Annotated in this window: 27 protein-coding genes; 15 read left to right on the top strand and 12 right to left on the bottom strand. The window is 72.4% G+C overall.

Annotated features, from left to right (window positions below):
- Window positions 1–148: 148 nt before the first annotated feature.
- The 3 genes from ACIPXB_RS33215 to ACIPXB_RS33205 form a co-directional block, all read right to left on the bottom strand.
- A complete protein-coding gene (locus ACIPXB_RS33215) occupies window positions 149–1,021 on the bottom strand; it encodes an AfsA-related hotdog domain-containing protein (protein ID WP_401456041.1) in 873 nt (290 codons plus the stop codon).
- Window positions 1,022–1,251: 230 nt separating this feature from the next.
- Window positions 1,252–1,428 carry a hypothetical protein gene (locus ACIPXB_RS33210; RefSeq protein ID WP_401456038.1) on the bottom strand — a complete coding sequence of 59 codons (177 nt, stop codon included), beginning with the start codon at window positions 1,426–1,428 and terminating at the stop codon, window positions 1,252–1,254.
- Window positions 1,429–1,578: 150 nt separating this feature from the next.
- The gene (locus ACIPXB_RS33205) at window positions 1,579–2,106 is read right to left on the bottom strand and encodes a flavoprotein (RefSeq protein WP_401456037.1); all 528 of its coding nucleotides are present in this window, start codon (window positions 2,104–2,106) and stop codon (window positions 1,579–1,581) included.
- A 50-nt stretch (window positions 2,107–2,156) separates the two neighbouring features.
- On the opposite strand from ACIPXB_RS33205, the gene ACIPXB_RS33200 reads away from it, so the two are divergent.
- The 7 genes from ACIPXB_RS33200 (at window position 2,157) to ACIPXB_RS33170 (ending at window position 9,238) form a co-directional block, all read left to right on the top strand.
- Window positions 2,157–2,579 (top strand): SgcJ/EcaC family oxidoreductase, encoded by a 423-nt coding sequence (locus ACIPXB_RS33200; RefSeq protein ID WP_401456036.1) that lies wholly within the window; start codon window positions 2,157–2,159, stop codon window positions 2,577–2,579.
- A 118-nt stretch (window positions 2,580–2,697) separates the two neighbouring features.
- Window positions 2,698–3,219, top strand: coding sequence for a hypothetical protein (locus ACIPXB_RS33195; RefSeq protein ID WP_401456033.1), 522 nt, complete (start codon window positions 2,698–2,700; stop codon window positions 3,217–3,219).
- 175 nt (window positions 3,220–3,394) lie between these two features.
- Complete coding sequence (locus tag ACIPXB_RS33190; protein WP_401456032.1) at window positions 3,395–5,014, top strand: class I adenylate-forming enzyme family protein; 1,620 nt, start codon at window positions 3,395–3,397, stop codon at window positions 5,012–5,014.
- Window positions 5,015–5,033: 19 nt separating this feature from the next.
- On the top strand, window positions 5,034–5,366 hold the full coding sequence (locus ACIPXB_RS33185) for an antibiotic biosynthesis monooxygenase family protein (protein WP_401456030.1): 333 nt from the start codon (window positions 5,034–5,036) through the stop codon (window positions 5,364–5,366).
- On the top strand, window positions 5,356–7,569 hold the full coding sequence (locus tag ACIPXB_RS33180; RefSeq protein WP_401456029.1) for an FAD-dependent oxidoreductase: 2,214 nt from the start codon (window positions 5,356–5,358) through the stop codon (window positions 7,567–7,569). Before ACIPXB_RS33185 ends, ACIPXB_RS33180 begins: the two co-directional genes overlap by 11 nt.
- Window positions 7,566–8,381 carry an SDR family NAD(P)-dependent oxidoreductase gene (locus ACIPXB_RS33175; RefSeq protein ID WP_401456028.1) on the top strand — a complete coding sequence of 272 codons (816 nt, stop codon included), beginning with the start codon at window positions 7,566–7,568 and terminating at the stop codon, window positions 8,379–8,381. The genes ACIPXB_RS33180 and ACIPXB_RS33175 overlap by 4 nt, the downstream gene beginning before the upstream one ends.
- Window positions 8,381–9,238 carry a hypothetical protein gene (locus ACIPXB_RS33170; protein ID WP_401456027.1) on the top strand — a complete coding sequence of 286 codons (858 nt, stop codon included), beginning with the start codon at window positions 8,381–8,383 and terminating at the stop codon, window positions 9,236–9,238. The genes ACIPXB_RS33175 and ACIPXB_RS33170 overlap by 1 nt, the downstream gene beginning before the upstream one ends.
- Before the next feature lie 360 nt (window positions 9,239–9,598).
- On the opposite strand, the gene ACIPXB_RS33165 is transcribed toward ACIPXB_RS33170, so the two are convergent.
- Window positions 9,599–10,591, bottom strand: a complete 993-nt coding sequence (locus ACIPXB_RS33165) for an AMP-binding protein (RefSeq protein ID WP_401456024.1) — start codon at window positions 10,589–10,591, stop codon at window positions 9,599–9,601.
- 309 nt (window positions 10,592–10,900) lie between these two features.
- Here ACIPXB_RS33165 and ACIPXB_RS33160 point away from each other — a divergent pair, with 309 nt between their 5' ends.
- From ACIPXB_RS33160 to ACIPXB_RS33145, 4 genes are all read left to right on the top strand, one after another.
- Window positions 10,901–11,728: an NAD(P)H-binding protein gene (locus ACIPXB_RS33160; RefSeq protein ID WP_401456023.1), complete on the top strand. Its 828-nt coding sequence runs from the start codon at window positions 10,901–10,903 to the stop codon at window positions 11,726–11,728.
- A 255-nt stretch (window positions 11,729–11,983) separates the two neighbouring features.
- Entirely contained in the window at window positions 11,984–12,625 is a 642-nt protein-coding gene (locus ACIPXB_RS33155; protein ID WP_401456021.1) for a hemerythrin domain-containing protein, read from the top strand.
- On the top strand, window positions 12,622–13,116 hold the full coding sequence (locus ACIPXB_RS33150) for a DUF1772 domain-containing protein (protein WP_401456018.1): 495 nt from the start codon (window positions 12,622–12,624) through the stop codon (window positions 13,114–13,116). The genes ACIPXB_RS33155 and ACIPXB_RS33150 overlap by 4 nt, the downstream gene beginning before the upstream one ends.
- Before the next feature lie 145 nt (window positions 13,117–13,261).
- Complete coding sequence (locus ACIPXB_RS33145; protein ID WP_401456017.1) at window positions 13,262–14,257, top strand: AraC family transcriptional regulator; 996 nt, start codon at window positions 13,262–13,264, stop codon at window positions 14,255–14,257.
- Window positions 14,258–14,285: 28 nt separating this feature from the next.
- On the opposite strand, the gene ACIPXB_RS33140 is transcribed toward ACIPXB_RS33145, so the two are convergent.
- The 7 genes from ACIPXB_RS33140 to ACIPXB_RS33110 all read right to left on the bottom strand — a co-directional run bounded on the left by ACIPXB_RS33140 (window position 14,286) and on the right by ACIPXB_RS33110 (window position 20,831).
- Window positions 14,286–14,750, bottom strand: a complete 465-nt coding sequence (locus ACIPXB_RS33140; protein WP_401456015.1) for a GNAT family N-acetyltransferase — start codon at window positions 14,748–14,750, stop codon at window positions 14,286–14,288.
- A 9-nt stretch (window positions 14,751–14,759) separates the two neighbouring features.
- A complete protein-coding gene (locus tag ACIPXB_RS33135; protein WP_401456013.1) occupies window positions 14,760–15,401 on the bottom strand; it encodes a 4'-phosphopantetheinyl transferase in 642 nt (213 codons plus the stop codon).
- The gene (locus ACIPXB_RS33130) at window positions 15,398–16,240 is read right to left on the bottom strand and encodes an alpha/beta fold hydrolase (RefSeq protein WP_401456011.1); all 843 of its coding nucleotides are present in this window, start codon (window positions 16,238–16,240) and stop codon (window positions 15,398–15,400) included. The genes ACIPXB_RS33135 and ACIPXB_RS33130 overlap by 4 nt, the downstream gene beginning before the upstream one ends.
- Complete coding sequence (locus tag ACIPXB_RS33125) at window positions 16,237–16,713, bottom strand: SRPBCC family protein (RefSeq protein ID WP_401456010.1); 477 nt, start codon at window positions 16,711–16,713, stop codon at window positions 16,237–16,239. The genes ACIPXB_RS33130 and ACIPXB_RS33125 overlap by 4 nt, the downstream gene beginning before the upstream one ends.
- 81 nt (window positions 16,714–16,794) lie before the next feature.
- Window positions 16,795–18,330, bottom strand: a complete 1,536-nt coding sequence (locus ACIPXB_RS33120) for an FAD-binding protein (protein WP_401456008.1) — start codon at window positions 18,328–18,330, stop codon at window positions 16,795–16,797.
- 25 nt (window positions 18,331–18,355) lie between these two features.
- Window positions 18,356–19,921 (bottom strand): flavin-containing monooxygenase, encoded by a 1,566-nt coding sequence (locus tag ACIPXB_RS33115; protein ID WP_401456006.1) that lies wholly within the window; start codon window positions 19,919–19,921, stop codon window positions 18,356–18,358.
- A 10-nt stretch (window positions 19,922–19,931) separates the two neighbouring features.
- The gene (locus tag ACIPXB_RS33110; protein WP_401456004.1) at window positions 19,932–20,831 is read right to left on the bottom strand and encodes a class I SAM-dependent methyltransferase; all 900 of its coding nucleotides are present in this window, start codon (window positions 20,829–20,831) and stop codon (window positions 19,932–19,934) included.
- A 235-nt stretch (window positions 20,832–21,066) separates the two neighbouring features.
- On the opposite strand from ACIPXB_RS33110, the gene ACIPXB_RS33105 reads away from it, so the two are divergent.
- Genes ACIPXB_RS33105 through ACIPXB_RS33095 form a run of 3 tightly spaced genes read left to right on the top strand, consistent with a single transcriptional unit; the run spans window position 21,067 to window position 23,068 of the window.
- A complete protein-coding gene (locus ACIPXB_RS33105; protein WP_219665194.1) occupies window positions 21,067–21,321 on the top strand; it encodes a hypothetical protein in 255 nt (84 codons plus the stop codon).
- Between the two features lie 11 nt (window positions 21,322–21,332).
- Window positions 21,333–22,319, top strand: coding sequence for a 3-oxoacyl-ACP synthase III family protein (locus ACIPXB_RS33100; protein WP_401456002.1), 987 nt, complete (start codon window positions 21,333–21,335; stop codon window positions 22,317–22,319).
- Window positions 22,316–23,068 carry an SDR family NAD(P)-dependent oxidoreductase gene (locus tag ACIPXB_RS33095; protein ID WP_401456000.1) on the top strand — a complete coding sequence of 251 codons (753 nt, stop codon included), beginning with the start codon at window positions 22,316–22,318 and terminating at the stop codon, window positions 23,066–23,068. The genes ACIPXB_RS33100 and ACIPXB_RS33095 overlap by 4 nt, the downstream gene beginning before the upstream one ends.
- Window positions 23,069–23,309: 241 nt before the next feature.
- On the opposite strand, the gene ACIPXB_RS33090 is transcribed toward ACIPXB_RS33095, so the two are convergent.
- Entirely contained in the window at window positions 23,310–24,203 is an 894-nt protein-coding gene (locus ACIPXB_RS33090; protein WP_401455998.1) for a BTAD domain-containing putative transcriptional regulator, read from the bottom strand.
- Between the two features lie 281 nt (window positions 24,204–24,484).
- Between ACIPXB_RS33090 and ACIPXB_RS33085 the strand changes: the two genes are divergently transcribed.
- On the top strand, window positions 24,485–25,696 hold the full coding sequence (locus ACIPXB_RS33085; protein WP_401455997.1) for an aminotransferase class I/II-fold pyridoxal phosphate-dependent enzyme: 1,212 nt from the start codon (window positions 24,485–24,487) through the stop codon (window positions 25,694–25,696).

The following is a 25,696-nucleotide window of genomic DNA, read 5'->3' as shown; positions in this document are numbered from 1 at the left end:
CTTTTTTTGCTTTTGCGGCTTTTGGCTCATGGTTTTTGCGGTTCCTTCCTTCCTTCCTTCCTTCCGGCCTGCCGCCGCATGTCACGTTCCGGGGTCCTCGATGCATATAGAGGTAGGACCGGAGCGGAAAGGAGAGCCGAGATGGGGGCTAGGAGGCGAGGAGGAGTTCCACCGAGGTCACCTCGGCGGTGGCGGTGGCGGCGAAGACCAGCTGGCCGTGCTGGCGGGCGGTCACCCGGATCTGGAGGCGGCCGTCCGGCTCCCAGATGTGCGGGGTGACCTCGGTGTCGATCGCGCAGGGTGCGTCGGGGTCGGCGAGCAGCAGGAACTCGACGGCCATGCCGCTGAGCAGGCCGCCGTGGGGGTGGGCGGCCTGTTGGGCGGCGCGGCGGGCCGCCTCCATCAGGGCCATGCTCGGTGTGCGGTCGGTGGCGATGCCGGTGTTGTCGGCGCCGACCGTGGTGAGGGCCGGCCGGATGGTGAACGCGGCCTCGGCGCCGCCGAGCAGGACACCGTCGCGGATGACGGCGACATGGGTGGTCAGACCCGTGAGGCGGCCGCGCCGGCGGGTGATGTCGGCGCAGCCGATGTGCAGTTCGACCTGCGTGGGGAGCGGGTCGGAGGTGCGGGCGGCAGGGGCGAGAGCGGTAGTGGTGGGGGTGGGTGTGGTGGGGGTGGGTGTGGTGAGGGCGGTTGTGGTGAGGGCGGTTGTGGTGGGCGCAGTCGTGGGGGGCGCCATCGTGGTGGGGGCAGTCGTGGTGAGGGCGGCGGGTTCGACGGCGTAGACGAAGTGGTCCCAGAGCTGGTCGTGGGCCGGCGGGACGTCGTAGGCCTCGCGGCACAGCAGCGTGATGGCCTGGCGGACGGTTTCGGCGAGGAGCAGGGGGTCGTGCACACCGTCGGCCGAGGGGTAGGCGGGGTGGTCGTGCGGCCATCGGGCGGTGACGACGAAGCGGTCCCGGCCGGTGGGGCGCCAGCCCGTCAGCAGCTCCTGAGCGGCGGCGGCTTCGGTTGTGGTCACGGGCGTGGTCCCCCTGCGCGGTTCGGCTGGAGCGATGAGGAATGCGGCGGCACGGCGTGTGGCGGCACGGCGTTGGACGGCGCGACGACCCTCATAACATAGAGAACGTTCTGTTTTTTGTCGAGGAGTTGGAAGGGTGACAGGGGGTGGTCAGGGGTCGGCAGGGGTGAAGGGGAACGGCGTGGTGTCCGGTCTGGTCGGGCTCGGTGAACCGGTGGCGGAGAAGTGCCTCAGCGGCTGTGGGGGCGGCTGAGGTTGCGCGCCTGTCGAACCCCGTCGACGAGGAGGGCGGTGCCTGCGAGAACGGCGAAGATCGAGTACGGCACGGTGTCGATGACCTCGGACAGGTAGAGGGCGAGCAGTGTGACGCCGGCCGCGACGGCGGCGTACGGTATCGCCCTTCTCATGGGGCTCCTTCTGGTGAGTGAACGGGCGTGTGGGGGAGAGGGGGGGCGGGCATCGTTCGTGCGCGGACCTCATGCGTCGCGAACGGGTAGGGCGAGGTCAACGGCGGCGGGCGCGAAGGGTGCCGTGGGTGATCCGGATCTGGAAGGGGGTCAGGCGGAGACCGCGTCCAGGGCGATCGGCCAGGGGAAGGATGCCGGGGCGTCGGGGCCGGCCGGGCCCGGGATGAAGCCGCCCTCGCCGAAGCGGACGTCGACGCCGGCCGTGCGCAGGATGGCCAGGCTCTGCTCGAACTGTGGGTGCGCGGCCAGTGCGGTGTTGGTGCACGGCATCGTGACCGTCGGGGTGCCCTTGCCGAGGGCTTCGGCGGCGACGCCGACCACGAAGCGGTCGGTGAGGCCGAGTGCCCAGGCGTTGATGGAGTTGAAGGTGGCCGGGGCGAACAGCAGTGCGTCGGCCGGGGGCCAGACATCGGGCTCGCCGGGGAGCTTGTACTGCCAGCGCACCGGATGGCCCGTCAGGGCCGCCAGGCCGTCCAGACTCCCGGCCAGCCAGTGCGCCGCCGTCGGGGTCAGCCCCAGGCATACGTCCCAGCCGCGCGCCTGGGCGTCCTCGATCACGTGGGCCACGTCGAAGACGGGCGGTGCGGCGGAGCAGAGCAGGTAGAGAGTCCTCGTCATGCCCCCATGTGATCATATCGCTTGACCTCCACTTTGCTTGAGGTACGAGTATGGCGCCCATGACCACCGAATCCACGGCGCACGCCGCCGATGTCGAAGCCATCCGCCAGGTCGTCGCCACCGTTGAGCGTGCTCAGCGGGCCCGTGACGTCGAGGGGTTCCTCGCCCTCTTCCACCCCGACGCGTTCTGGACCACGGGGCACGGCAAGGTCCTGCTCGGCTTCGACGCGATCGCGGAGTTCACCCGCGAGGTCCTGCCGAACGCCGACGGGGTGGAGGGGGCCGGCTACGAGGTCACGCACGTGCAGTTCCTCCGTCCGGACGTGGCCGCGGTCAAGGTCCGCCAGGTCTACCGGGGTGCGGACGGCGCGGTGGAGGGCCCCGAGGGATCGCCGCTGTACGTGATGACCAAGCAGGGTGACGGCGGGCGCTGGCTGCTGACGGCCTGCCAGAACACGCAGGTCCACGGCTGAGGGGGGAGGGGGTGCGGGCTGGGGACTTTTACAAAGTTCAGGCGAGGGCTTGCACTTAGTTCAATTGGCGGGCTAACTTCGTCTTGTACACAGTTCAAGTCGAAGGGGAGCCCCCACCATGAACGCGTTCGTCGCCATCCTGCAGCTGCTCGTCGCCGCGGCCTTCCTGAGCATCCCGGTGGTGCGCGCCCGCTACGGGGCCACCGCGACGGCCGGCGCCGAGGCCGAGCTGGAGCGCCAGGGCGTGCGGAAGACGGTGCTGACGGAGAACGGGATGCGGTTCGACGCTGGCGGTCACGAGACCTGGGCCCCGGTCGGGATCGCCACCGCGCTGGCGGCGGTGGCCGCGGTCAACCTCTTCGCCGGATCGGGGTCCTGGGCCGGGCCGTTCACCTGGGCCGTCCAGTCGATCGTGCTGGCCATCAACTGCGTGATCCTCTACAGCAACCTGACCGCCGTGACCTCCGTGCGCGCCGCCTTCGCCCGCAAGGGCGGCGAACTCGCCCGGATCGACGTCCCCGCCCTCCTCAAGGCAGCCGAGGACGGATTCCCCGCCTGGGTCTGGGTCCTGCAGAACGTCCGCCACGTCGTGGTCTTCGGCGCCTCCCTCGGCGTCATCGGTGCGCTGATCGCGGCCTGAGGGCCTGAGCGGCATGGGTGGGGCGAGTGCCTCCGGTCGGGAGTTCCCGGCCGGGGGCTTCTCCCTTTCCGGCCCCCGGCGCGGGGGTCTCCGGTCGTCGTCGAGTGGGTGTCCAGGGGGTCTCGAGTGTCCGTGGGGACCGTGGGGGGAGCCGCGTCCCCAGGAGGGCAGAGACGTGCCGGTCTTCTCGTACCCCGAGCTCCCGCTCGACGGGCTGCTGCGCCGCGCCGCGCGCCGCGCCCCGGACGCGGCGGCGATCCGGTACGACGACGGGCGTCCCGCCGTCACGTTCGCCGAACTCGACGCGCAGGCCGACCGGATCGCCGGACACCTCGAGCACACGGTGGGCCGGCGCGGGGCACGCGTGGGGGTCGCCAACGTGCTCGACGCCTCCTTCGCCGCCGCCTACTACGGCACCGCGCGCAGCGGGAACACCGCCGTCCTGGTCAACCCGCTGATCAAGGAGGCCGGGCTGGCGCACGTCTTCGCCACCGCCTCCGTGGAGGTGGCCTTCGTACCGGCGGCGACCGCGCGGCTGCTGGAGTCCCTCGCCGGCCAACTGCCCCACCTGCACACCGTCGTCGTCACCGACGGGGCCGGGCTTCCCCGGTGGCCCGCCGGGCCCGGGGCCGCCCCCGCCCCCGCTTCCGGTTCCGGGGCGGAGCCCGATGACCTCGCGTGCATCCAGTTCACGACGGGTACCACCGGAAACCCGCGCGGAGTACGGCTCACCCACCGCAACCTCGTCGCCAACGCCGCCCAGACGGCGGCCGCGCACGACCTGCGGCGCGACTCGGTCGTCCTCAACCACCTGCCGCTGTACCACGTCATGCACCTCAACTCGGCCGTGTACGCCGGGGCCTGCCAGGTGCTGTGCACCCACCCCGACCCGCTCGTCTCGCTCGCCGTCGCCGCCCGTGAAGGGGCCAGCCACTACTACGGCCTGCCCGCGCGGCTGCACCGGCTCGCCGCCCAGCTGCGCGACGCGCACGACGTGAGCATCGAGGGCGTGCCCGCCGGTCCGCGGCTGACCGCCGTCCTGTCCGGCGGCACCGCCCTCGACCCGTCCGCCGCCCGCACCCTGCGCGAGCGGCTCGGCGTACCCGTCGTCCAGGGGTACGGCATGGCCGAACTGTCCCCGCTGAGCCACTGCCAGCGCCCCGGCGGCGGCCGCTCCGACGCCTACGACGCCCACGACCGGCCGCGCAGCACCGCCGTCGGCCAGACCGTCCCCGGCACCGAGTGCCGCATCGTGCACCTGGACACCCGGCGCCCGCTGGCCCCGTACTCCACGGGGGAAGTGCAGGTCAGGGGGCCGCAGCTGATGGCCGGCTACCTGGACTGTCTCGGGCCCGCCAAGGTCGAGTACGGCGGCTGGTTCTCCACCGGCGACGTCGGCTACGTCAACGCCGACGGCGAGCTGTTCCTCGTCGACCGGCTCGGCGACGTCTTCAAGTACGACAACGAACTCGTCTCGCCGACCGCCGTCGAAGCCGTCGTCGCCGCCGACGAGCGGGTCGCCGACTGCGTGGTGGCCGGCTGGCCCGACCCCGTCCACGGGGCCGTCGTATGGACCGGGATCGTCCTGCGCGATCCGCGGGCGGCCAGCGGCCCCGGGCTGCTCGACGCCCTCGACTCGATCGTCGAGCGCGCCAACGAACGCCTCGCGCCCTTCGAGCAGATCCGCCGCGTCGAAGTCATCGACGCCGTGCCCCGCACCCCCGTGGGCAAGCCCGCCCGCCGGGGCCTGCTGATGAGCATCCGTACCCGCGCGGCCGTCGAGACGGCCGCCTAGCCCTCCCCTGGAGATTCCTGTGGTGACCTTCGTCAACAAGCTGACCGTGCACGGCGACGTCGAGGAGTTCCTGGCCGCGAAGGAGCGGATCTCCGCCTTCATGAGCGCGCAGCCCGGCCACATCGCGCACCGCACGCTGGGCTCGCTCGGCGAGCCGAACGTCTTCATCGAGATCGCCGAGTGGCTGGACGCCGCCTCCCACCAGGCCGCCATGCGCAGCGAGACCTTCCGCGAGCTCGTCGGCCCGCTGGCCGCGCTGGCCACTCCCGAGCCGGGCCTGTTCCGGACCCTGGAGGCCGAGCCGTGGCGCACCGAGCCGGTGCGGCTGCAGGAGCCTGCCCGTGCCGCGTGACATCGCATCGGACGTCGGTGGCGGCAGCGCCACCCCTGACGGTCCCGTCGACGGCACTGCGGCGGCCGCGTCCGCCGCCGATGCCGTGCCCGTTCCCGTTCCCGTTCCCGTCTACGCCGCCGCCGACGGCCAGGTTCTGGTCGTCGGCGCCGGCCCGGTCGGGCTCACCGCCGCGCACGAGCTGGCGCGGCGGGGCCTGGCGGTCCGCCTGATCGACGCCGCGTCCCGGCCGGCCCGCACCAGCCGGGCCGTCGCCGTCCACCCGCGCACCCTGGAGACCTTCGACCAGATGGGTGTGATCGGCCCGGTCCTGGAACACGGACGCCGCAACCGGGCGTTCACCATGTACGGCAGCGGGCGGCGGCTGGTGCGGCTGGAAGCCGACTACGCCTCGATGCCCACGCGCTACCCGTACACGGTCATCATCGAGCAGACCCGGACCGAAGCGGTCCTGCGCGAGGCCGTCGCCCGGCTGGGCGTGCAGGTCGAGTGGGGCGTACGGCTGGTCTCCTTCGAGCAGTCCCCCTCCGGCGTACGGGCGGTGCTCGCGCACGCCGACGGGCGCGAGGAGCGGCACGTCACCGGCTGGCTGGTCGGGTGCGACGGCGGGCACAGCACGGTGCGCAAGCAGCTGCGGCTGCCGCTGATCGGGGAGTCCAGCGAGACCTGGGAACTCGCCGACGCCCCGGTCGACGTCGACCTGCCGCCGGACACCATCTACTGGGCGCACACCGGCGGGCAGGCGCTGATGATGGTCCCGTACCCCGAGCAGGGTCGCTGGCGGCTGCTGGACACCGCGCCCACCGGCCCCGGCGCCGATCCGCGGCCGGTGGCGGAGCGGTTTTCGGCCAAACTGTCGGCCGGGCTCGGCACCGAGGTACGGGTCGGGGAGCCGACCTGGACCTCCCTGTTCACCTTCCAGCAGCGGATGGTGCCGCGCATGCACGACGGACGCTGCTTCGTCGCCGGTGACGCGGCGCACGTGCACAGCCCGGCCTCCGGCCAGGGCATGAACACCGGCGTGCAGGAGGCGTACAACCTCGCCTGGAAGCTGGCCATGGCGGCGCACGGCTGGGCGGGGCGGGAGCTGCTGCACACCTATGGCGAGGAGCGCGTGCCGGTGGGGCAGGCGCTGCTCGGGTCGACCAAACAGGCCACGTTCCTGGTCCAGTTCAAGAACACGCTCGCCGGGCTGGCCCTGCCGGTCGTGATGGGCGTCGTACGCAACGTCGGACCGCTGCGCCGTGCGATCCAGCGCAAGGTGCTGGGGGGCATGTCGGGGCTGCGCCTGGGCTACCCGGAGAGCTCCCTGACCACCCCGGTCGCGGGCATGGGCCTGCCGGCCGGCTCGCGGGCGGCGGTGGCCGTGGCTGCCGCGGCCACTGCGGCCCGGCACGTGGACGACGCGGGGGCGGCGGCGCTCCGCGCCGAACTGCGCGACGTGCGCTGGTCACTGCTGTACGTGCCCGAGGGCACCGGGGAGGCCGCCGATACGGCCGCGGGTGCCGGCGCCCGGCACGAGGCGTGGCTGTCGGTCCGTACGGTCACCGGCGCCGTCGGTGGTGGTGAGGGTCGTGGCGGTGAGGGCGGGCCGCGGGCGTTGGCCGATCCCGACGGGCTGCTGCGCCGGGCGCTCGGCCTGTCGGCGGGCGGCTGGCTGCTGATCCGGCCGGACGGGTACGTCGCGTCGGGCGGCACGGAGCTGACCGAGGACGCGCTGGCGCGGGCGTTGGCGCCGCTGGGCGTGGCCGCGCGCGAGGAGACCCGTCCCGTACGCCGGGAGCCGGCAGGGGAGAGGTCCCGGCCGTCACCGTCCTCCCCTTCGTCCCGGACGTCCCCGTCGTCCCCGTCGTCCCAGCCGTCCTCGTCGGCCGGGGCCTCGACGGCGGCCTCGCCGGCCGCGGCGGCACCGGCCGCGGCGGCACCGGCCGCGGCGGCACCGGCCGCGGCGGCACCGGCCGCGGCGGCACCGGCCGCGGCGGCACCGGCCGCGGCGGCACCGCCCGCGGCGGCACCGGCCGCGGCGGCACCGGCCGCGGCGGCACCGGCCGCGGCGGCACCGCCCGCGGCGGCACCGGCCGCGGCGGCTCCGGCGCGCCGCCGGCGGGCTCGGCGGACCTCGCCCCACCCCTCTTCCGGTGTGCCCCGAGTGGGATCGGGCACCGTCGAAGGGCCGACGCGATCGATGGAGGGCGCCCGATGACGACACAGCCGGTGCAGCGGACAGGCAAGGCCCCCGAGCGGCCGGTGGCCCTGGTCACGGGAGCCACCAGCGGGATCGGGCTGGCCATCGCCCGGGACCTGGGGGCGCGCGGACACCGGGTGTTCCTGTGCGCGCGGACCGCGGCGGACGTCAAGCAGACCGCCGAGGACCTGCGGGCCGAGGGCCTGGCGGTCGAGGGGCTGGCCGCCGACGTGACCGACCGCGGCGCCGTCGAGGACCTGGTCGCGGCCGCCGTCGCCACGTACGGGGCGCCGGTCAGCATCCTGGTCAACAACGCCGGGCGCAGCGGTGGCGGCGCCACCGCCTCGATCACCGACGAGCTGTGGCACGAGGTCATCAACACCAACCTCAACAGCGTGTTCCTGCTGACGCGGGAGGTGCTCAACAGCGGCGGCCTGGGCAACGCGCCCTGGGGGCGGATCATCAACATCGCCTCCACCGCCGGCAAGCAGGGTGTGCTGCTCGGCGCCCCGTACTCGGCCTCCAAGCACGCGGTCGTCGGCTTCACCAAGGCCCTCGGCAAGGAGCTCGCGCCCACGGGGGTCACCGTCAACGCGGTCTGCCCCGGGTACGTCGAGACGCCGATGGCGGCGCGCGTGCGCAGCGGTTACGCGGCGGCGTGGGACACGACCGAGGAGTACGTGCAGGAGCAGTTCGAGGCCAAGATCCCGCTCGGCCGGTACTCCACCCCCGAGGAGGTCGCGGGCCTGGTCGGCTACCTGACCACCGACCTGGCCGCGTCGATCACCGCCCAGGCGCTCAACGTGTGCGGCGGGCTGGGGAACTTCTGATGCCGCTCGCCCCCCGGGTGTGGGAGGCGGAGGTCGCCGCGCCCGCGGGGGTCCTGTACGGACTCCTCGCGGACGCGGCGCGCAGCCCGCTGTACTTCCCGGCGCCCGTCCACGTGGAGCGGCTCACCGGCGACGGCGTGCGGGACGAGTGGCTGGTGTGGTCGCTGACGGGGGACGCGGGCGGGGACGCCGGACCTGGTTCCGGTGTGCCGGGTGCTCCCGGGTCCCCCCGTGGTCTGGTCGGCGCGGGCTGCCCCGTCGGCGGCACCGTGACGCTGCGCACCGAGCACCGGGTGCTCGATCCCGCCCGGCGGCGCGTCGGTTGCGCGGCCGGCGAGTGGGCCGTCGAGGCGCTCGACGGTGGCGACCGTTCGCGCGTCACGCTGACCGGTGCGTACGAGCAGGCCTGGCGGGATGCCCAGGACCTGCTGACGCTCGCCTCGCACTGGGAACGGCTCGACGACCTCGTGCTGTGCTTCGAGGACTCCGTCCGGGTCGCGGCACCGCCCGCCCGGACGTACGGCCGCCTGGCCGCCCGGGCCGGCGACTGGCCGTACCGCGTGTGCTTCCCCGAAGCGGCTTCGGGGCGGGTCGTCGGCAAGCGCCCGCAGGCGCCGGACGCGTTGCTCGCCACCCATACCGGGACCTGGACGGTGGACCCCACGGGGCTCGTGACGGTCCGCCACCACGTGGTCCTGCGGCCCGGTGCCGTACGTCCGCACCTGGGCGATGCCGCCGACCTCGGCGCGGCCCGGCGCGTCGTACGCGAGTCCCTGGGGCGGGCGGGCGAGGAACTGCTGGCGTCCGTACGCCGGGAGGCGGAACGGTCCCCGGACCCGGTGACGCACAACGCGTGACGCGGTGCCGGCGGGACGGGCGTTGCCGGGGCCGGGGCCCGGTCGGCCCGGGCCGTGCGCTGCGGCCACCCGTGGCGTGCCGTGCCATGCTCCGGTCGGCACCGGGCGCCGGCCCGGACCGGGCGCCGGGCGCTGCCGGGCCACCTGCCGGTCCGGGCGTCGGGACGCCCCGAGCCGCCGGCCGCGCTGCGCGCCGGGCCGCGTCGTGTGCCGGGCCGGGCCGTTGGCCGCGCTGCACGCCGGGCCGCGTCATGTGGCGGGCGTGAGTGGGGGCGTGCCGGGCGGGTCGGGTCGGGACGGGTGTGGGGTGTGGGGGTGGCCGAGGGGCCGGGTGCGGGCCCCTCGGCCGGGGGAGTGGTGTCAGAGTTCTACCGGCGATGCGGTGACGTCCCAGAGGGTTGCCTCGGGGGCTGGTGCGGAGGATTTCCAGGCCGCCAGGGACGCGGGATCCACCGGTTCGTCGGCCAGCAGGACGTGCCGCAGGGCCGGCAGGGTGGTGCCGCGGGTCGCCTCCGCCAGCCGGGCGAACGCCGACGGCAGCTGCGTCAGCACGCTCACCCGGTGCTCCGCCAGGACCCGGGCGAACTCGCGCGCGTCGGACGCCGTGTCCCGGTCCACGACGATGGCGCGGCCTCCCGACAGCAGGGGCCCCCATATCTCGCGCATGCCCAGGTCCAGGCTCAGGGAGTGGAAGTACGTCCACACCTCGTCCGGCCCGGTCTCCAGCATCGGGAGGCACACGTCCAGCCAGGACAGCACGTCCAGGTGCGTCACCGGCTCGACGGCCAGCGCCCGCCCCGGGTTCCCGCCCGCCGGCAGCGCCAGGAACGCCGTCCGCTGCGGCAGTTCGCGCCGTACGGCCTGCTCCGGGCGTACGGCGATGACGAACCGGCCCGCCTTGGCCACCGGGATCTCGTCCCGCAGCAGCCCGCCGTCCGAGATGACCATCTCGGCGCCGGCGTCCCGCATCAGGAACTCCTGCAGACCCGGGTTGTGCCCAGGCTCCAGGGGCAGTACGGCCGCCCCCGAGCGCAGCACGCCCACCACGGCGCCCGCCGCCATGCACGAGCGCCGGGCCCGTACCGCGACGGCCTGGCCCGGTCCCGTACGCCCGCTCAGCCGGCGGGCGATGTCGTCGGCGAGCCACTCCAGTTCCAGGTAGGTCGCCGAGTCCTCCGCGTCCTGGGCGGCGACCTTGCCCGGATGCCGGGCGGCCGCGGCCGCGAAACGGATGTCGATCCGGTCCCGGCGCGTGGGCCGCTGGCCGGCCGGGTCGAGCCCGATCCGTCCGAGCAGCCCGGCCAGATCGGCGGACAACTGGTCGAGCTCCGGACGCTCCGGAGTGGGGTTCATCTGGCCTCCCGGACAACGGGTCGCAACTCCTGGTCCGATCGTGTCGGGAACGCTTGGAGGCCCGCTCGAGTCTCGCCGTACAGGACCGGTCCAGGACCGCTCGAGAGGTGCTCGATACGGGGTCCATGAGGAGTTGAGAGTCGCTCGGAATGCTGTGGCCCACCCCGTGAAGGCATGCCTACGATTCTCGGGCTCATGCCGCAGCCGCACTCTCCGCGCCGCTTCGAGGTGACCTCTCGTAGACGCAGGCGTATGGAACTGAGCTTTGTGGCTATGGCCCGTCTCGCGAGACTGGACTTGACTGTACTCATGACTCAGAACACGCAGAACACGCAGATCACCCTCGTCATCGGTGGAAACGGCAAGACCGGCCGCCGCGTGGCCGAGCGCCTCACCGCGCAGGGCCGCCAGGTGCGCATCGGTTCGCGCAGCGGGTCGCCGGCCTTCGTGTGGGAGGACTCCTCCACCTGGGACGCGGCGCTCGAGGGCGTCGACCGTGTCTACATCACCTACTACCCCGACCTCGCCTTCCCCGGCGCCGCCGAGCAGGTGGAGGAGTTCTCCCGGGTCGCCGTCGCCAAGGGCGCGCGCCGTCTGGTGCTGCTCTCCGGCCGCGGTGAGGAGGCCGCCGAGGTCAGCGAGAACAACGTGAAGGCCTCCGGCGCCGACTGGACCATCGTCCGGTCCAGCTGGTTCAACCAGAACTTCAACGAGAGCTTCTTCCTGGAGCCCGTCCTGGCCGGCGAGATCGCCCTGCCGACCGGTGACGCCGTCGAGGCCTTCGTCGACGCCGACGACATCGCGGACGTGGTCGTGGCCGCGCTGACCGAGGACAAGCACATCGGCAAGACCTACGAGCTGTCCGGTCCGCGGCTGCTCAGCTACACCGACGTGGCGGCGGAGCTGTCCAAGGCGACCGGCCGCGAGATCAAGTACATCTCGGTCACCAACGAGCAGTACCGCGCCGTGCTCCGCGAGAACGGGCTGCCGGAGGACTTCGCCGACCTGTTCACCATGATCCTGGACGGGCGCAACGCGCACGTGGTCCACGGTGTGGAGGAGGCCCTGGGCCGCAAGCCCAAGGACTTCGCCGAGTTCGCCCGCGAGGCCGCGGCGACGGGCGTCTGGAACGTCTGAGCCAGGGCGTACCGGGCACGAAGTACGAGGTACGAGGTACGAGGTACGAGGCACGAGGCACCACCGGCATCCCGTGACCGGTCGGGCGGCGACTCTGGTACGGCCGCCGCCCGCCCGGGAACCGGGGACCGGGGGCACCGGGAGCCCCACTCGTACGACCGCACCCCCCGTTTCACCGCAGGACACGCACCACCCCGCACCACCGCGCCGCGGCACGCACCACCGCACCGCCGCGCCGACCGGCAGGAGGTCCCGATGACCGCGCCCAAGCCGTCCTTCTCCAGCGAGCACGGGCTGGACTCGCTCCCGCCCCACTTCCACGGATTCGCCCTCATGCACATCGCGATGAGACGCGACGCGGCCCGGCTGCGCGCGGCCGCGCCCGCCTGGCAGGCCGCCGGCGGCGCCGAGTGGTGGCAGCGGCTGCGCGAGGTCATCGAGTGGCACCACACCAGCGAGGACGACGTGCTGTGGCCCGGACTGCGCGGCCGCGACGCCGACTTCGACGCACAGGCCCGCGAACTGCACGAGGACCACGAGTCGCTGGACACGGCCATGGCCGCGGTCTCCACCGCGATCGCCCACGGCGGCGACGGCCTGGTCAAGGCGTCCGCCGACTTCGAGACCGTCCTGCGGGACCACCTGCGGGACGAGGAGCGGGTCGTCTTCCCCGTCTTCGACCGGCTCGGGGAGCGCGCGTACCTCGCCGAGGAGCGCAAGCTGATCGGGACCGCGCCGATGCGCGTGATGACGTACCTGCAGCCGTGGATGTTCGACGGAGCCCCCAGCTCCTCCGTCCGTCACGTCTCGGCGACCATTCCCCCTCCTGTCCGACTGATCGGTGCGACGCTGTTGCGCAGGCGATACGAGCGCACACTGAAGGGAATCCTGAAGTGACGAGCACGAGTACTCAATCCGCGACCCTGGTGGCGGCGACCGTCGGCACGGGCCTGATGGCCGGCCTCTACTTCGCGTTCGACATCTCGGTGATGCCGGGCCTCGGGCGCGGCGACGACCACACGTACGTGACCGCGATGCGCAACATCAACGAGGCCATCGACAACGGGCTGTTCGGGCTGCTCTTCCTGGGCGCGTTCCTCGCGACGGGCGTCGCGGCCGCCCAGCAGCAGCGCGGCGGCCGGCTCGACACCGCACGCTGGGGCTGGCTGGCCTTCGCGCTGTACGGGCTGTCGCTGGCGGTGACCGCGGTCGTCAACATCCCGCTGAACAACCAGCTGGCGAAGGCGGGGTCGGACCTGTCCGCGGCCCGTTCCCGCTTCGGCGGCCGCTGGACGTCGGGCAACGTGGTCCGCACGGTCGCCTGTACGGCGGCTCTCGCGGCCCTGGGACGGGCGCTGACCCTGCACGGGCGCGGCTCGGCCGCCTGAGGCCCGGCACGCGTCACGCGGCACCGTGCACCACCACGCATCACCACGCATCACCGCGCATCACCCCCGTGAACGGCGTCCGCTCTCTCTTCCGTCCCCCGCGGGAGAGCGGACGCTTCGGCGCGTCGTCGGAGAGGATGGAGCCATGGACACTCTGACCGGCTTGCTGGAAGGCCCCAAGGCCCGCGGCGCCTTCCTCCTCAAGTCCGTCTTCAACCCGCCCTGGTCGCTGCGGGTCGAGGACCACGCGCCGATCTCGGTGGTGACGATGGTCCGCGGCGAGGCCTGGCTGCTGCCCGACGAGGCCACACCGGTCCTGATCCGCCCCGGCGACGTGGCCGTCGTACGCGGCCCCGGGCCGTACACGGTCGCGGACGCCCCCGACACGGCCGTCCAGATCACGGTGGGCCCCGAACAGCGGTGCAGCACCGAGGACGGCGAGGACGTCACCGAGTCCATGTCGCTGGGCGTGCGCACCTGGGGCGACACCTTCCAGGACGACGGCTCGGCGGTCATGCTCAGCGGCACCTACCAGGCGCCCAGCGAGATCGGCCGCCGGCTGCTGAGCGCGCTGCCGACGCTGCTGGTGCGCCCGGCGGAGTCGGCGGACAACACCCTGATCGCCCTGCTCGCCGCGGAGATCGGCAAGGACGAGCCCGGCCAGGAGATCGTCCTGGACCGGCTGCTGGACCTGTTGCTGATCGGCGTGCTGCGCACCTGGCTCGCGGCCCCGGGCAGCGGTGCCCCCTCCTGGTACCGCGCCCAGGGCGACCCGGTCGTGGGCCCGGCGCTGCGGCTGCTGCACGAGAACCCCTCGTACGGCTGGACGGTCGAGGAGCTCGCCCTCAAGGTCGGTGTCTCGCGGGCCTCCATGGCCCGCCGCTTCACCGACATCGTGGGCGAGCCCCCGGTCGCGTACCTGACGGGCTGGCGCCTGGCGCTGGCCGCCGACCTGCTGCGCGAACCGGACGCCACGGTGGCCACGGTCGCCCGCCGCGTCGGCTACAGCTCGGCCTTCGCCCTGTCGACGGCGTTCAAACGGGTCCGCGGCGTGAGCCCGCAGGAGTTCCGTACGGGCGCCGCCCCGGCCGCCCCGGAGGCCGCGGCCCCGCCGAGAACCGTGGTGCTGCCGCCGCAGTAGGCCCTGGACGGCAGCACCGCACGGCGGTTCACAGGGCGCGCACGCCCACCGTCTGATTGCCGCTCAGCTCGCCGGTGCGGCGGAAGCCCAGGCCCAGGTAGAAGGGTTCGGGGGTGTGCGTGCCCGTGTCCCAGGTGACGTAGGCGCGGCTGACGCCGCGGCCGCGGAGCTCCGCGCATATCGCCTCGACGGCGAAGCGGCCGTAGCCCTTGCCCTGGTGGCCGGCGGAGATGTTCAGACGCCAGATGCCGAAGCGGACGTCGTCGGGGTTGTCGTCCCAGGCGCAGTCGAGGAAGGCCATGACGAAGCCGACGACGGTGTCGTCGTCGACGATCGCGCGGGGCCAGGCGACGGCCGGGTGGACGTAGGCCTCGGCCAGGGACTTGACCACCGGGGAGACCAGGTGTGTTTGGTCGGGGCGGACGGAAACGGCGCAGACGGCGTCGAAGTTGGCGGCGGTGACCGGCTCCAGACGCGGGTTGGACGTACTCATGGCCGCACCTTAGCCGCGCGAGACCGCCGTGATCACCAGGGTGGGGGTGGCCAGCCAGCGGCCCTCGTAGAACGGCGAGACCGGCGGCGGGTCCGCGGGGTGCAGCCGGGCCGTGAACGTGCCCTCCGGGCGGAGCGTCACGGTGGCGTCGCGGAAGCCGAGCCAGATGCCCGCGGCCGGGTACCAGGCCTTGTAGACCGCCTCCTTCGCCGAGAAGAAGACCCGCTGCCAGGGCACTTCGGGATCGGCGGCCTCGAGGGCGGCCAGGTGGTCGCGCTCCGCCGGGGACGTGATCAGGCCGAGCACGCCCCGCGGGAGCGGGCCCGCCGGTTCCGCGTCGATGCCGAGGGCGCCCACGGTGTCGGAGGTGGCCGCCACCGCCGCGCGGTAGCCCTCGCAGTGGGTGATGCTGCCGATCACCCCGGCCGGCCACTGCGGGGCGCCGCCCGGACCGGGCAGCAGCGGGACCGGATAGCGGCCCAGCTCGGACAGGCAGCGCCGGGCGCAGGCGCGGGCGGTGGCGAACTGGCGGCGCCGGCGCGCCCGGCGGCCCTCCATCAGCGCGGCCTCGGCCGGGAACAGCGGGGCGGGCGCCACGTCGTCGAAGGCCTCCGACGACGTGACGCCCGGCGGGAGAAGCGTTTCGATCACGGGCGGCGGGCGGCGAGCTCGGCGACCGCGGAGACCGCCAGCAGCGGGCGCTCCAGGGGCAGCATGTGACCCGCGTCCGGGACCGCCTCGAAACGGGCGGCCGGCAGCACGTCCGCGAGGATCTTGGCCAGCTCGATGTCGATGACCTTGTCCCCCTCGCCGTGCAGGACCACCGCCGGGATCCGCACCGACGCCAGCGCCTGGCGGACGTCCCAGCCGCGCGTGCAGCGGAAGAAGTCCGCCCGCACCCGCGGGACGGTGGCGGAGAACAGCTGGCGGTTGATCTCCCGGGACCACTTGTCGGCGGACTTGCCCATCGTCGACGACAGCAGCTTGCGGCCCAGCCCCGGGCGCGCCAGCGCCCGGCTGAACAGGCCGCTGCCCATCATCTTGACCTCGCTGTCCGGGGTGTCCTGGCCGTGCGCCGCGGTGCCCAGCAGCACCAGGCCCCGCAGCCGGGCCGCCTCCGGATGCGCCGCGGCGTACGCCAGGGCGGCGAACCCGCCGCCCGAGTGGCCGACCACGACCGCCTCGCGCGCGGCGCTCTCGCCCAGGACCGCCGCCAGGTCGGCGCCGAGCCGCTCCACCGACACCGGTGTACGGCCCAGCGTCGAGGCCCCGTGCCCGCGCTGGTCGTACAGCACCACCCGGTGCCCGGCCCGGATGAGGCGGTCGGCGACCGTGCCCCAGGCGCGCCGGGCGTGCGCCCAGCCGTGCACCAGGACCACGTCGCCGGCCGGGACCGCCGCGCCGATCGGGGCGAGGACCGTCACGGCGAGCTCCGCGCCGTCGTCCGTACGGACCGTCAGTTCGCGGGTCACGTCCGCTGCCGTGGTCATGCCCGGACCCCCGACGACAGCTGCCGGCCCAGCGCCTCGAAGGCGGCGAGGGTGCCCTTGGAGTGCTCCGCCGCCAGGTCCGCGACCTTCGACAGCAGCTTCAGCCAGCCGTGCGGACCCGCCGCGAAGTGCATGGACAGCCGGGTACGGCCGTCGCCCAGCGGCTCCAGCAGGAAGGTGCTCGGACCGCGGAAGACACCGTCCACGTACTCGATGTCCAGGCGCCGGCCCGGCTCCACGGCCGTGGTGCGCGCGGTGAAGCGCAGCTTCAGGCCGCCGTTGTCGACGCCCTTGGTGTGCACCGTGACACCCACCTCGCCGCCGACCTCGTCGGGGGAGCCGGAGACGGTGGTGAACGTGTTGTACGGGACCCACCACTGCTCGGCGCCGCGGAACTCGGCGATCAGGGCGTCCCAGACGGCCGCCGCCGGGGCGTCGATCACCGCCTCGTCGATCAGGTCGTAGGTGGTCATGGGCGATGCCTCCAGAGAAAAAGGGGGCGGCGGGGGCGGGGTCCCTCATCCCCGCCCCCGCCGCCGGGACTCCACAGCCGGTCAGATCAGTCCGAAGCCCTGGCCGGGGGTGAAGATGCCGGTCGGGTCGTACTTCTTCTTGGCCTGGACGAAGCCGTACCAGCGGTTGCCGAAGTGCTTCCTCCAGTCCGCGTGCGACATCGGGATCGAGCCCACCAGGTACCGCTTGGCGCCCATCGCGACGGCGATGTCGTACAGCCGGCGGTTCTGGTCGATCATGCCCTGGATGTTGGGCTCACCCGGGTTCGGGAAGCGCAGCAGGTCGAAGAGGTAGGCGACCGACTCGTTCGGCTGGACGGCCAGCGGGCGCTTCAGCTTCGAGGTGAAGTACGGGTAGAAGAGCAGGAACCCGCCGCCGAGCGAGTCGGCGTTCAGCTCGCGCTCGGCGATCTTCATGAACGCCTTGGTCTTCGACGCCGGCAGGAACATGCTCAGCCACGGCTTGGGCGTGTACCAGTGGCCGCCCTCCTTCAGGACCGCCTCGTAGGCGTCCAGGCGGAACATGTAGTCCCGGAAGCTGACGTCCTCGATGACGGCGTCGGCGCGGACGTCCTTCAGGTCGCACAGCAGCCGGTTGCGGTCCGGCGGGGTGGTGGTGTAGGTGGCGCCGACCTCCAGCTTGTAGCGCCAGCCCGAGTTGTCCGGCGTCCGCATCATCTCGCCCGCGTGGACCTGGAACCGGCCGTCGGCCAGCACCTTCTCGGAGTCGACCAGGTACTGCTCCACGGAGCTGTAGAAGAGGCTGAAGACGACCGCCCGGGTCGGCGCCGGGATCAGCTTGACGTTGACCCGCACGATGATGCCGACCTGGCCGCCGCCGCTCAGCGCCGCGTTGAACAGGTCCGAGCGCAGCCACGGGGTGGCCGTGACCAGCTTGCCGTCGGCCGTGACGATGTCGATGGCCTGCACGGTGTCGACCATCAGGCCGTACTTCTGCACGGTGCCGCCGATACCGCCGACCGAGAGCGTGCCGCCGATCGAGATGTACAGGTAGTCGGGCAGCGCCGGCGGGGTCTTGCCCAGCTTCAGCGTGGCGTCGGTCAGCTGGCCCCAGGTCACACCGGCCTCGACCACGGCGTAGTCGTTGCCGATGGACAGGATGTTCGCCATGCCCTTGGCGTCGATGGAGATGCCGCCCGGGACCCGCGCCTGCCCGTACACCGAGTGCGACTCGATGTCGTTGCCGGTACCGCCCTGCCCGTTCACGGCGATCTTGATGCCGTTGACGCGGGCGTAGTTGACGATCGTGACGATGTCGTCGACACCGGCCGGGCGCAGGACCGCCCACGGCTTGCTGACGTCGTCGAAGAGGTGACCGAAGTCGTGCCCGAAGGAACCGACGGTCTCCGGAGCCGTCGTCAGGGTGCCCTTGAGGCCCGGGACGGGGACGACGTCCGAGCTGCGGGCGGCCTCGGCGGCCGTCGCCCAGGTCTGGGTGGCGGCGTTCCAGCCGACGACGGCGACGGCGGTGGCCGCCATCGAGCCGAGGACGTTGCGCCGCGACGGCTTGGCGGCGCTGCCGGCGTCGCCGGCGGTGGCTCTGGGGGTGCTGCTCATCTGCTTACGACTCCCGATTCGCGTACTACTGGTGGGATACCGGCTTGGTGCTGCGCACCTGGGAGGCGAGCTGGTACTCGCTCAGGTCCAGGCGCTTGGTCCCCCGGCGGAAGCGCCAGGTGTACGTCGGGTAGACCGACGGGTTGCGGCCGCTGGCGTCGAGGTACCAGCTCTTGCAGCCGCCTGCCATCCAGACCGTGCCTTCGAGGTGCTTGTCGAGCCGCGCGTTGTAGGCGTCCTGGGCCTCCTTGCGCACCTCGATGCTGGCCAGGCCGCGCTTCTCGATCTGCCGCAGGGCGTCGACGACGTACGCGATCTGCGCCTCGATCATCACGGTCTGCGAGGAGTGTCCGAGCGCCGTGTTCGGGCCCAGCATCATGAACAGGTTCGGGAACCCGGCGATGGTGGTACCGCGGTGCGCGGACATGCCCTCCTGCCAGGCCTCGCGCAGCTGCACCCCGCCCTTGCCCCAGATCCGGCGGGCGACGGGGCGGTCCGTCGCCTCGAACCCGGTGCCCAGGATGATCGTGTCGACCTCGCGCTCGGTCCCGTCCGCCGTCACGACGGACTTGGGACGGATCTCCGCGATGGAGTCGGTGACGATCTCCACGTTGGGCTGCTGGATCGCCGGGTACCAGGTGTTGGAGAACAGCAGCCGCTTGCACGCCACCACGTAGTCGGGCGTCAGCTTGGCGCGCAGCGCCTCGTCCGGCACCGACTTCTTCAGGTGGTCGCTGGCCATCTTCTGGACCTTCAGCGCCAGCTGCGGCCGCTTCCAGAAGAACGCCAGGACCTCCCGGCCCCACTGGTTGAAGCCCCGCCGGAACTGCTGGTAGCCGGGCAGCGAGCGCAGCAGCTTGGTGTGCAGCTCGGTGTTGGGCTTGTCGGGCTTGGGGCCGATCCACGGGGGCGTGCGCTGGTACAGGTCCAGCTGCCCGACCTCGGGCTGGATCGCCGGGACGAACTGGATCGCGGAGGCGCCCGTACCGATGACCGCGACGCGCCGGCCGGCCAGGTCGTGGTCGTGGTTCCAGTTCGAGGAGTGGAAGATCGTGCCCTCGAAGTCGCCGATGCCCTTGATGGCGGGCACGGACGGCTCGCTGAGGTAGCCGGTCCCGGTGACCAGCACCTGGGCGGTGTACTCGCCCTGCGAGGTCTCGATCTTCCAGTGCCGCTCGTCCTCGTCCCAGCGGGCGGCGATCAGCTCGTGCCCGAAGCGGATGTGGGGGCGCACCCCGAAGCGGTCGGCCGTGTCACGCAGGTACGCGTACAGCTCGTCCCGCGTGGCGAAGGTGGACTTCCAGTTCGGGTTGCGGGCGAACGAGAAGGAGTACAGGTGGGACATGACGTCGCACGCACACCCCGGATAGCTGTTGTCGCGCCAGGTGCCGCCGACCTCGTCGGCCCGCTCGAACACCAGGAAGTCGTCGATGCCCGACTGCAGCAGGCGGATGGCGGTGCCCAGGCCCGAGAAGCCGGTGCCGATGACCGCGGCCCGCAGGTGGCGGGTCGGGCCGCGGCCGCCGGGCGCCGCGTCGGCGGCCGTGGGGCGGGCCCCGCCGTCCTTGGCCGGTTCGAGAATGCTCGTCACGTCGGCCTCCCTAGCGGCGCGTGATGGTGACGCGGAAGTTGTTGAAGAACTTGTCCTCGAGCGTGTACGCGAAGATGTCGAGGTAGCGCTCGAAGCGGGAGACGACCTCCTCGCCCTCCATGGCCACGGCCTCGTCCCGGCGCTCGGCGAGCAGCACCAGCCAGGCGCGGCAGGCCATCGCGAACGACTCGCGCTCGTTGACGACCTCGTCGATCTCGAAGAGGCCCTCGGCGGCGGCGCTCAGCTCGCTCAGGTGCGGGATGTGGCAGCCCTCGAACTCGGAGCGCTGGAGGAACTTCAGGTCGTCGAGCAGCGCGCGGTTCATCGGCAGCGCCTCGGCGGTCATGGTGTGCAGCACGAACTTGGCACCCGGGTTCAGGGCGTTCGCGACCTGCTGGAAGAAGAAGCGGTAGCGCTTGGTGCGCTCCTTCGGCGGCAGGTTCGAGGAGACGAAGTGCTCCAGGGCGTTGATGCAGAACGCCGCGTCGTACTTCTCGGAGTCGTCGGCGACCTTGTAGTCCGCCCAGCTCTGGACCAGCGTGGTGATCTTCGGGTTGTCGAGGCCCGCGATGAAGGCCTCCTGGGTGCGGGACAGGGTCAGACCCACGGCCGCCTCGGCGCCGTGCACGGTGGTGAGGCGGTTGAGCATGGTGCCCCAGCCGCAGCCGATGTCGAGCACGCGCTTGGCGCTGCCGCCGGCGGCGACGCCCGCGAGCTCGGCGAACTTGTCGAGCTTGCGCTCCTGCGCCTCGTCGAGGGTGGCGACGAGGTCCTCGCCGTCCTCCCAGTAACCACCGGAGTACATCATCGTGGGGCCCAGCAGCAGCCGGTAGAAGTCATTGCTGACCTCGTAGTGGTGCCTGATCGCGTCGACCTCGGGGTCCACCGACTTGGGGGCGACCGTTGTCATCCTTGGTCCTCATTTCCTGTCCGGCTCGGGCTGTGTGCCGTGCTGTGCCGTCTTCAATTCGCGTCCGAGGAAACCGGATGCCCCGCAAGGCAGGCGCAAGACGGAGGGAATTCCCCTCGGTGCCCCCGAGGTGGTTCGTCTTGCGCCTTCCTTGCGGGGGCGGGGTTTTCATCGCTTCCGAAAACACATCACGCACTGCCGAGTGCCGATGCACTGCCGAGAGAGGACCGACCCCATGTCGCTGCCCACCATCGAAGAACTGGCGAGCCAGCTCGAGGCCGTTTCGGGTGCCGCAGAGGTCAGCCCCGACGCCCCGCTCCAGCACATCGCGGACGTCGACTCGCTGGACCTGATGGAGTGGCTGTACGGCTTCCAGAACCAGTACCCGCACATTCCGGCCGACGAGTCGCTCTTCGCCGACCTCGACGACACGACCACGCTGCGTGACGTGTACGCGAAGATCGTCGAGCTCGTCCCGGCGCAGGCGTAGCGAGGGGCCACGTGACCGGCTTCGACATCACCGGGTGGGGCATGTCCGTACCCGAGCGCATCGTCACCAGTGCGGAGCTCGCGGAACGTTTCGGCGTGGACGAGCACTGGGTCGTCAGCCGCTGCGGCATCCGTGAGCGGCGGGCGGTGGACCCGGGACAGACCACCGCCTCCCTGGCTGTTGAGGCCGGCCGGCGCGCCCTGGAGAAGGCGGGCCTGACCGGCGCCGACATCGCCCACCTCATCGTCGCCACGGCGACGCCCGAGCAGCCCTCGCCGGCGACGTCCGCGTTCGTCCACCACGAACTGGGCATCGCCGGCAGCGCGCACGACGTCAACTCGGAGTGCGCCGGGTTCGTCTACGGGCTCGTCTCGGCCATGGCGCTGATCGCCATCGACCCGAGGCCGATCCTGCTGATCGGCTCCGACACCCACACCCTGACGGCCAACCCGGCCGACCGGGACCTGTCCATCCTCGTCGGCGACGGCGCGGGCGCCATCGTGCTCCAGCCGGGCGCCGAGAACCGGGTCAAGGCCTGGAACCTGGGCGCGGACGGCTCCTGCACGGGCTCGCTGAAGGTCCTCGCCGGCGGCAGCCGGATGCCGACCACCCAGGAGACCCTGGACGCGGGCCTGCACTACGCGCAGATCAACGGCAACGAGATCTACCTCAACGCCGTGCGCTACACCGTCCGTACGGTGCGCGAGACGCTGGAGACGGCGAAGGTGGAGGCCGCGGACGTGGACCACATCGTCCCGCATCAGGCCAACATCCGGATCATCAACTCGATCCTGTCGCACACCGGGCTGCGCCAGGAGGCGCTGATCACCAACCTCCAGAAGTACGGCAACACGGCGTCGGCGTCGATCCCGATCGCGCTGACCGAGGCCCTGGAGGAGGGCCGTATCAAGGCGGGCGACAAGGTCCTGCTGGCCGGCTTCGGCGCCGGTATGACATGGGGTTCGATCCTGATGGAATGGGGCGGTGTCGCGGCATGAGCAAGAACACTGCGGGTCAGCGGCCGCAGTCGCCGGTCGCGCTCGTCACCGGCGCCTCGGGCGGCCTCGGCCAGGCCCTGGCGCTGGAGCTCGACGCGCTCGGCTGCCGGGTCGCCGTCCACTACAACAGCTCCCGGGACGCGGCCGCGGCCGTCCAGGAGAAGCTGACCAACCCCTCGGTGCTGGTCACCGGGGACGTCGGCTCGTGGGAGGCCACCCAGGCGATCTACGAGCAGATCTCCTCCGGGCTCGGCCCGGTGGACGTCCTCGTCAACAACGGGGCGATCCGCAAGGACAGCCTGATGGCCATGCAGAACCCGGCCGACTGGGCGCAGGTCATCCAGACCAACCTGATCGGCTCCTTCCACACGGCACGGGTGACCGTCCCGTACATGCTGCGCCAGCGCTGGGGCCGGATCATCAACATCGTCTCGCCGTCGGGGATCATCGCGACGGCCGGACAGACGGCGTACTCGGCCTCCAAGGCCGGCCTGATCGGGTTCACCCGCACGCTGGCGTCCGAATGCGGGCGCCGGGGTGTGACCGTGAACGCCCTCTCCCCGGGGTTCATGATCACCGGCATGACGAAGGACCTGCCCGACCGGGTCATCGAGGGCATGGAGGACAAGGCCCCGATCCCCCGGTTCGTCACGGTCGAGGAAGTGGCCCGCGCTGCGGGCCTGTTCCTGGACCAGGACTGCATGACGGGCCAGGTCATCAGCATCGACTCGGGCGTCTCCATCACCTGACCCGGGTCCCCCCCACACACACCCGGCTCCCTCTCCCCGGCCCCGGCCGCCCACCCCCCTTGGGCGGCCGGGGCCCCTTTCCGTACCCGGACACCGGCGCAGGCCCCGGTTCGCCGCCCGGCCGTCGCCCCCGGCCCCGGCGGGGGGCCGTGACGACAGCACCGCGGCCCGCCGTCCGGGGGACGGCGGGCCGGTGTCGTACGGGACCGCGGGCCGGTGTCGTACGGGTGCTGCGCGCGCCTCACGCCACCCGGTGGCGGGAGTGGGTCACGCAGCCGTGGTCCGACAGGGAGCAGGGGCGGGGCGCCGCCGCGCGGTCGACCTCGAACATGCCCATCAGGACCGGGTCGACGTACGTGAACGGGCGCGGGGCCGGACGGGGCTCGGGGGTGCGCAGCAGCTCCAGGTAGGCGGCCTCGGTCTCCGGGGCCGGGTCGATGCCCAGCTCCTCCGCCAGCACCTCGCGCAGCTGCTGGTAGCTGCGCAGCGCCTCCGCCCGGTTGCCGGCCCGCGTGTGCGCGGCCATCCGGCACCGGTAAGCGCTCTCACGGAACGGCGCACGGCGCACCGCCTCCTCCGCGTACCGCAGCGCGTGGTGCTCGTCGCCCAGCGCCGACGACGCCAGGCTCGCCGTCTCCAGCGCCTTCAGCCGCAGCTCCTCCAGCTGCTCGCGCATCGCGTTGACCCAGTCGCCCTCGTGCGACGGCAGGAACGACCCGCGCAGGTTCGAGACGGCGCCGGCCGCCAGCTGCTGCGCCACCGCGTACGCGCCCTCCGCGTACGCCTCGCCGGCCTCCGTCACCGCGGTCTCCGCGCACTCCACGTCCACCGCCGCGTCCTCCGGGATCCGCAGGATGTAGCGGCCCCCTTGCGCGACGAGCGGTGTCACGCCCGGCTGGTCCTCCGGGGTCGTCACGAACGTACGCACCCGGCTCACCACGCTGCGCAACGCCGAGGCCCAGGTGTCCGGCAGCCCCTCGGGCCATACCGTTTCGGCCAACTGGTCCCGGTCCGTGCCTGAGGTCCGTTCGACGAGCAGCCGGGCGAACGCCACCTGCGCCTGAGCGCTGGAGAGGTGCTGCGGCGGAGCTCCGTCCGGCTCGATCGTGACAAGACCTACGAGTCTGATCAGCACTATGCACTCTCCGAAAACGGTCGGCTTCCGGCCGTGTCCCCCTAGTTCGTGCGGTTTCGAAGATACCTGCGGCGGTTCTCCGGCTGTCAACAAGTACCGGGGGCCCGGGGACTTCATTCGAGCCGGAATCCGCTCGCGCGCGGCCGTCGCACCGGGCTTCCTCTTGCGCCGCTATTGCGCCCCCCGGGTCTTAATGGAATTCCACTAGAGCCCCGCCGGACAAAGAACGGGGCACCGATGGAGTTCCGGGTCCGCCGGACGTTTCCGATGAGGAGAAGCACGTGAACGCATCCGCTGCCTGGGCCCGCCTCGAGCCGAAGCTGGCCTACTTCCGCGACCGGGTCGCGTCGCTGGAGTACGAGCCCAACCGCAAGAACAGCTTCGTCGCCTACACGGTCGAGCGGGACTCCGCCTACGCCGACCAGGACGGCCAGCGGCTGCTGATGATGTCCGGCTACTCCTACCTCGGCCTCGCCGGCGACGAGCGGGTGGTCAGCGCCGCCAAGGCGGCCGTCGACCGCTACGGCACCGGCAACCACGGCGTCCGCGCCCTGGCCGGCTCCACCCCGCTCCACGAGGAGCTGGAGGCCGAGGTCGCCAAGTTCGGCGGCCGCGAGCAGGCCATCGTCTTCGGCTCCGGCTACGCCGCCAACGTCGGCGTCATCGGCGGCCTCGTCGGCCCCGGCGACACGGTCTTCATCGACAAGTACGACCACGCCAGCATCGTCGACGGATGCAAGCTCTCCGGCGCCACCGTCACCCGCTTCCGCCACAACGACGTCGCCCACCTGGAGCGCCGCCTGGCCGCCGCCCCCGACACCGGCGTCCGCCTGGTCATCGTCGACTCCGTCTACTCCATGGACGGCGACATCGCCCCCCTGGTCGAGCTCCGCAAGGTCTGCGACGCCCACAACGCGCTGCTGATGGTCGACGAGGCGCACGCCCTCGGCGTCATCGGCGCCACCGGCCGCGGCATCGAGGAGCACTTCGACTACGAGGTGAAGGTCGACGTCAAGCTCGGCACCCTCTCCAAGGCCATCCCCTCCATGGGCGGCTGGGTCGCCGGCTCCGCCGAGCTGATCCACCACCTGAAGTACGCCGCCCGCCCCTTCCTCTTCTCCGCCGCCCTCGGCCCCGCCCAGGCCGCCGCCGCCCTGGAGTCCCTGCGGATCCTCCAGCGCGAGCCGGAGCGCGTGGAGTTCATCCAGAACGAGTCCGAGCGCTTCCGCGGCATGCTCCACGCCGCCGGGATCTCCACCGTCGACTCCGAGACCGCCGTCGTCCCCGTCATCGCCGGCTCCGACGACGCCGCGTACGACTACGCGACCGTCTGCCGCAAGAACGGCGTCATCGGCCTCCCCGTCGTCACCCCGGCCGTCCCCAACGACCTGGCCCGGCTGCGCATCGCGATCACCGCCGCGCACACCAAGGCCGACATCGACTTCGCCGCCGAGGCCTTCATCAAGTCCGCGCGCGAGTGCCGCATCATCTGA

The organism is Streptomyces sp. NPDC090022 (assembly GCF_044748145.1).
GTDB lineage: Bacteria > Actinomycetota > Actinomycetes > Streptomycetales > Streptomycetaceae > Streptomyces.
Note: the sequence above shows the minus strand (reverse complement) of the source record. Positions and strands in the feature narration are given on the sequence as shown.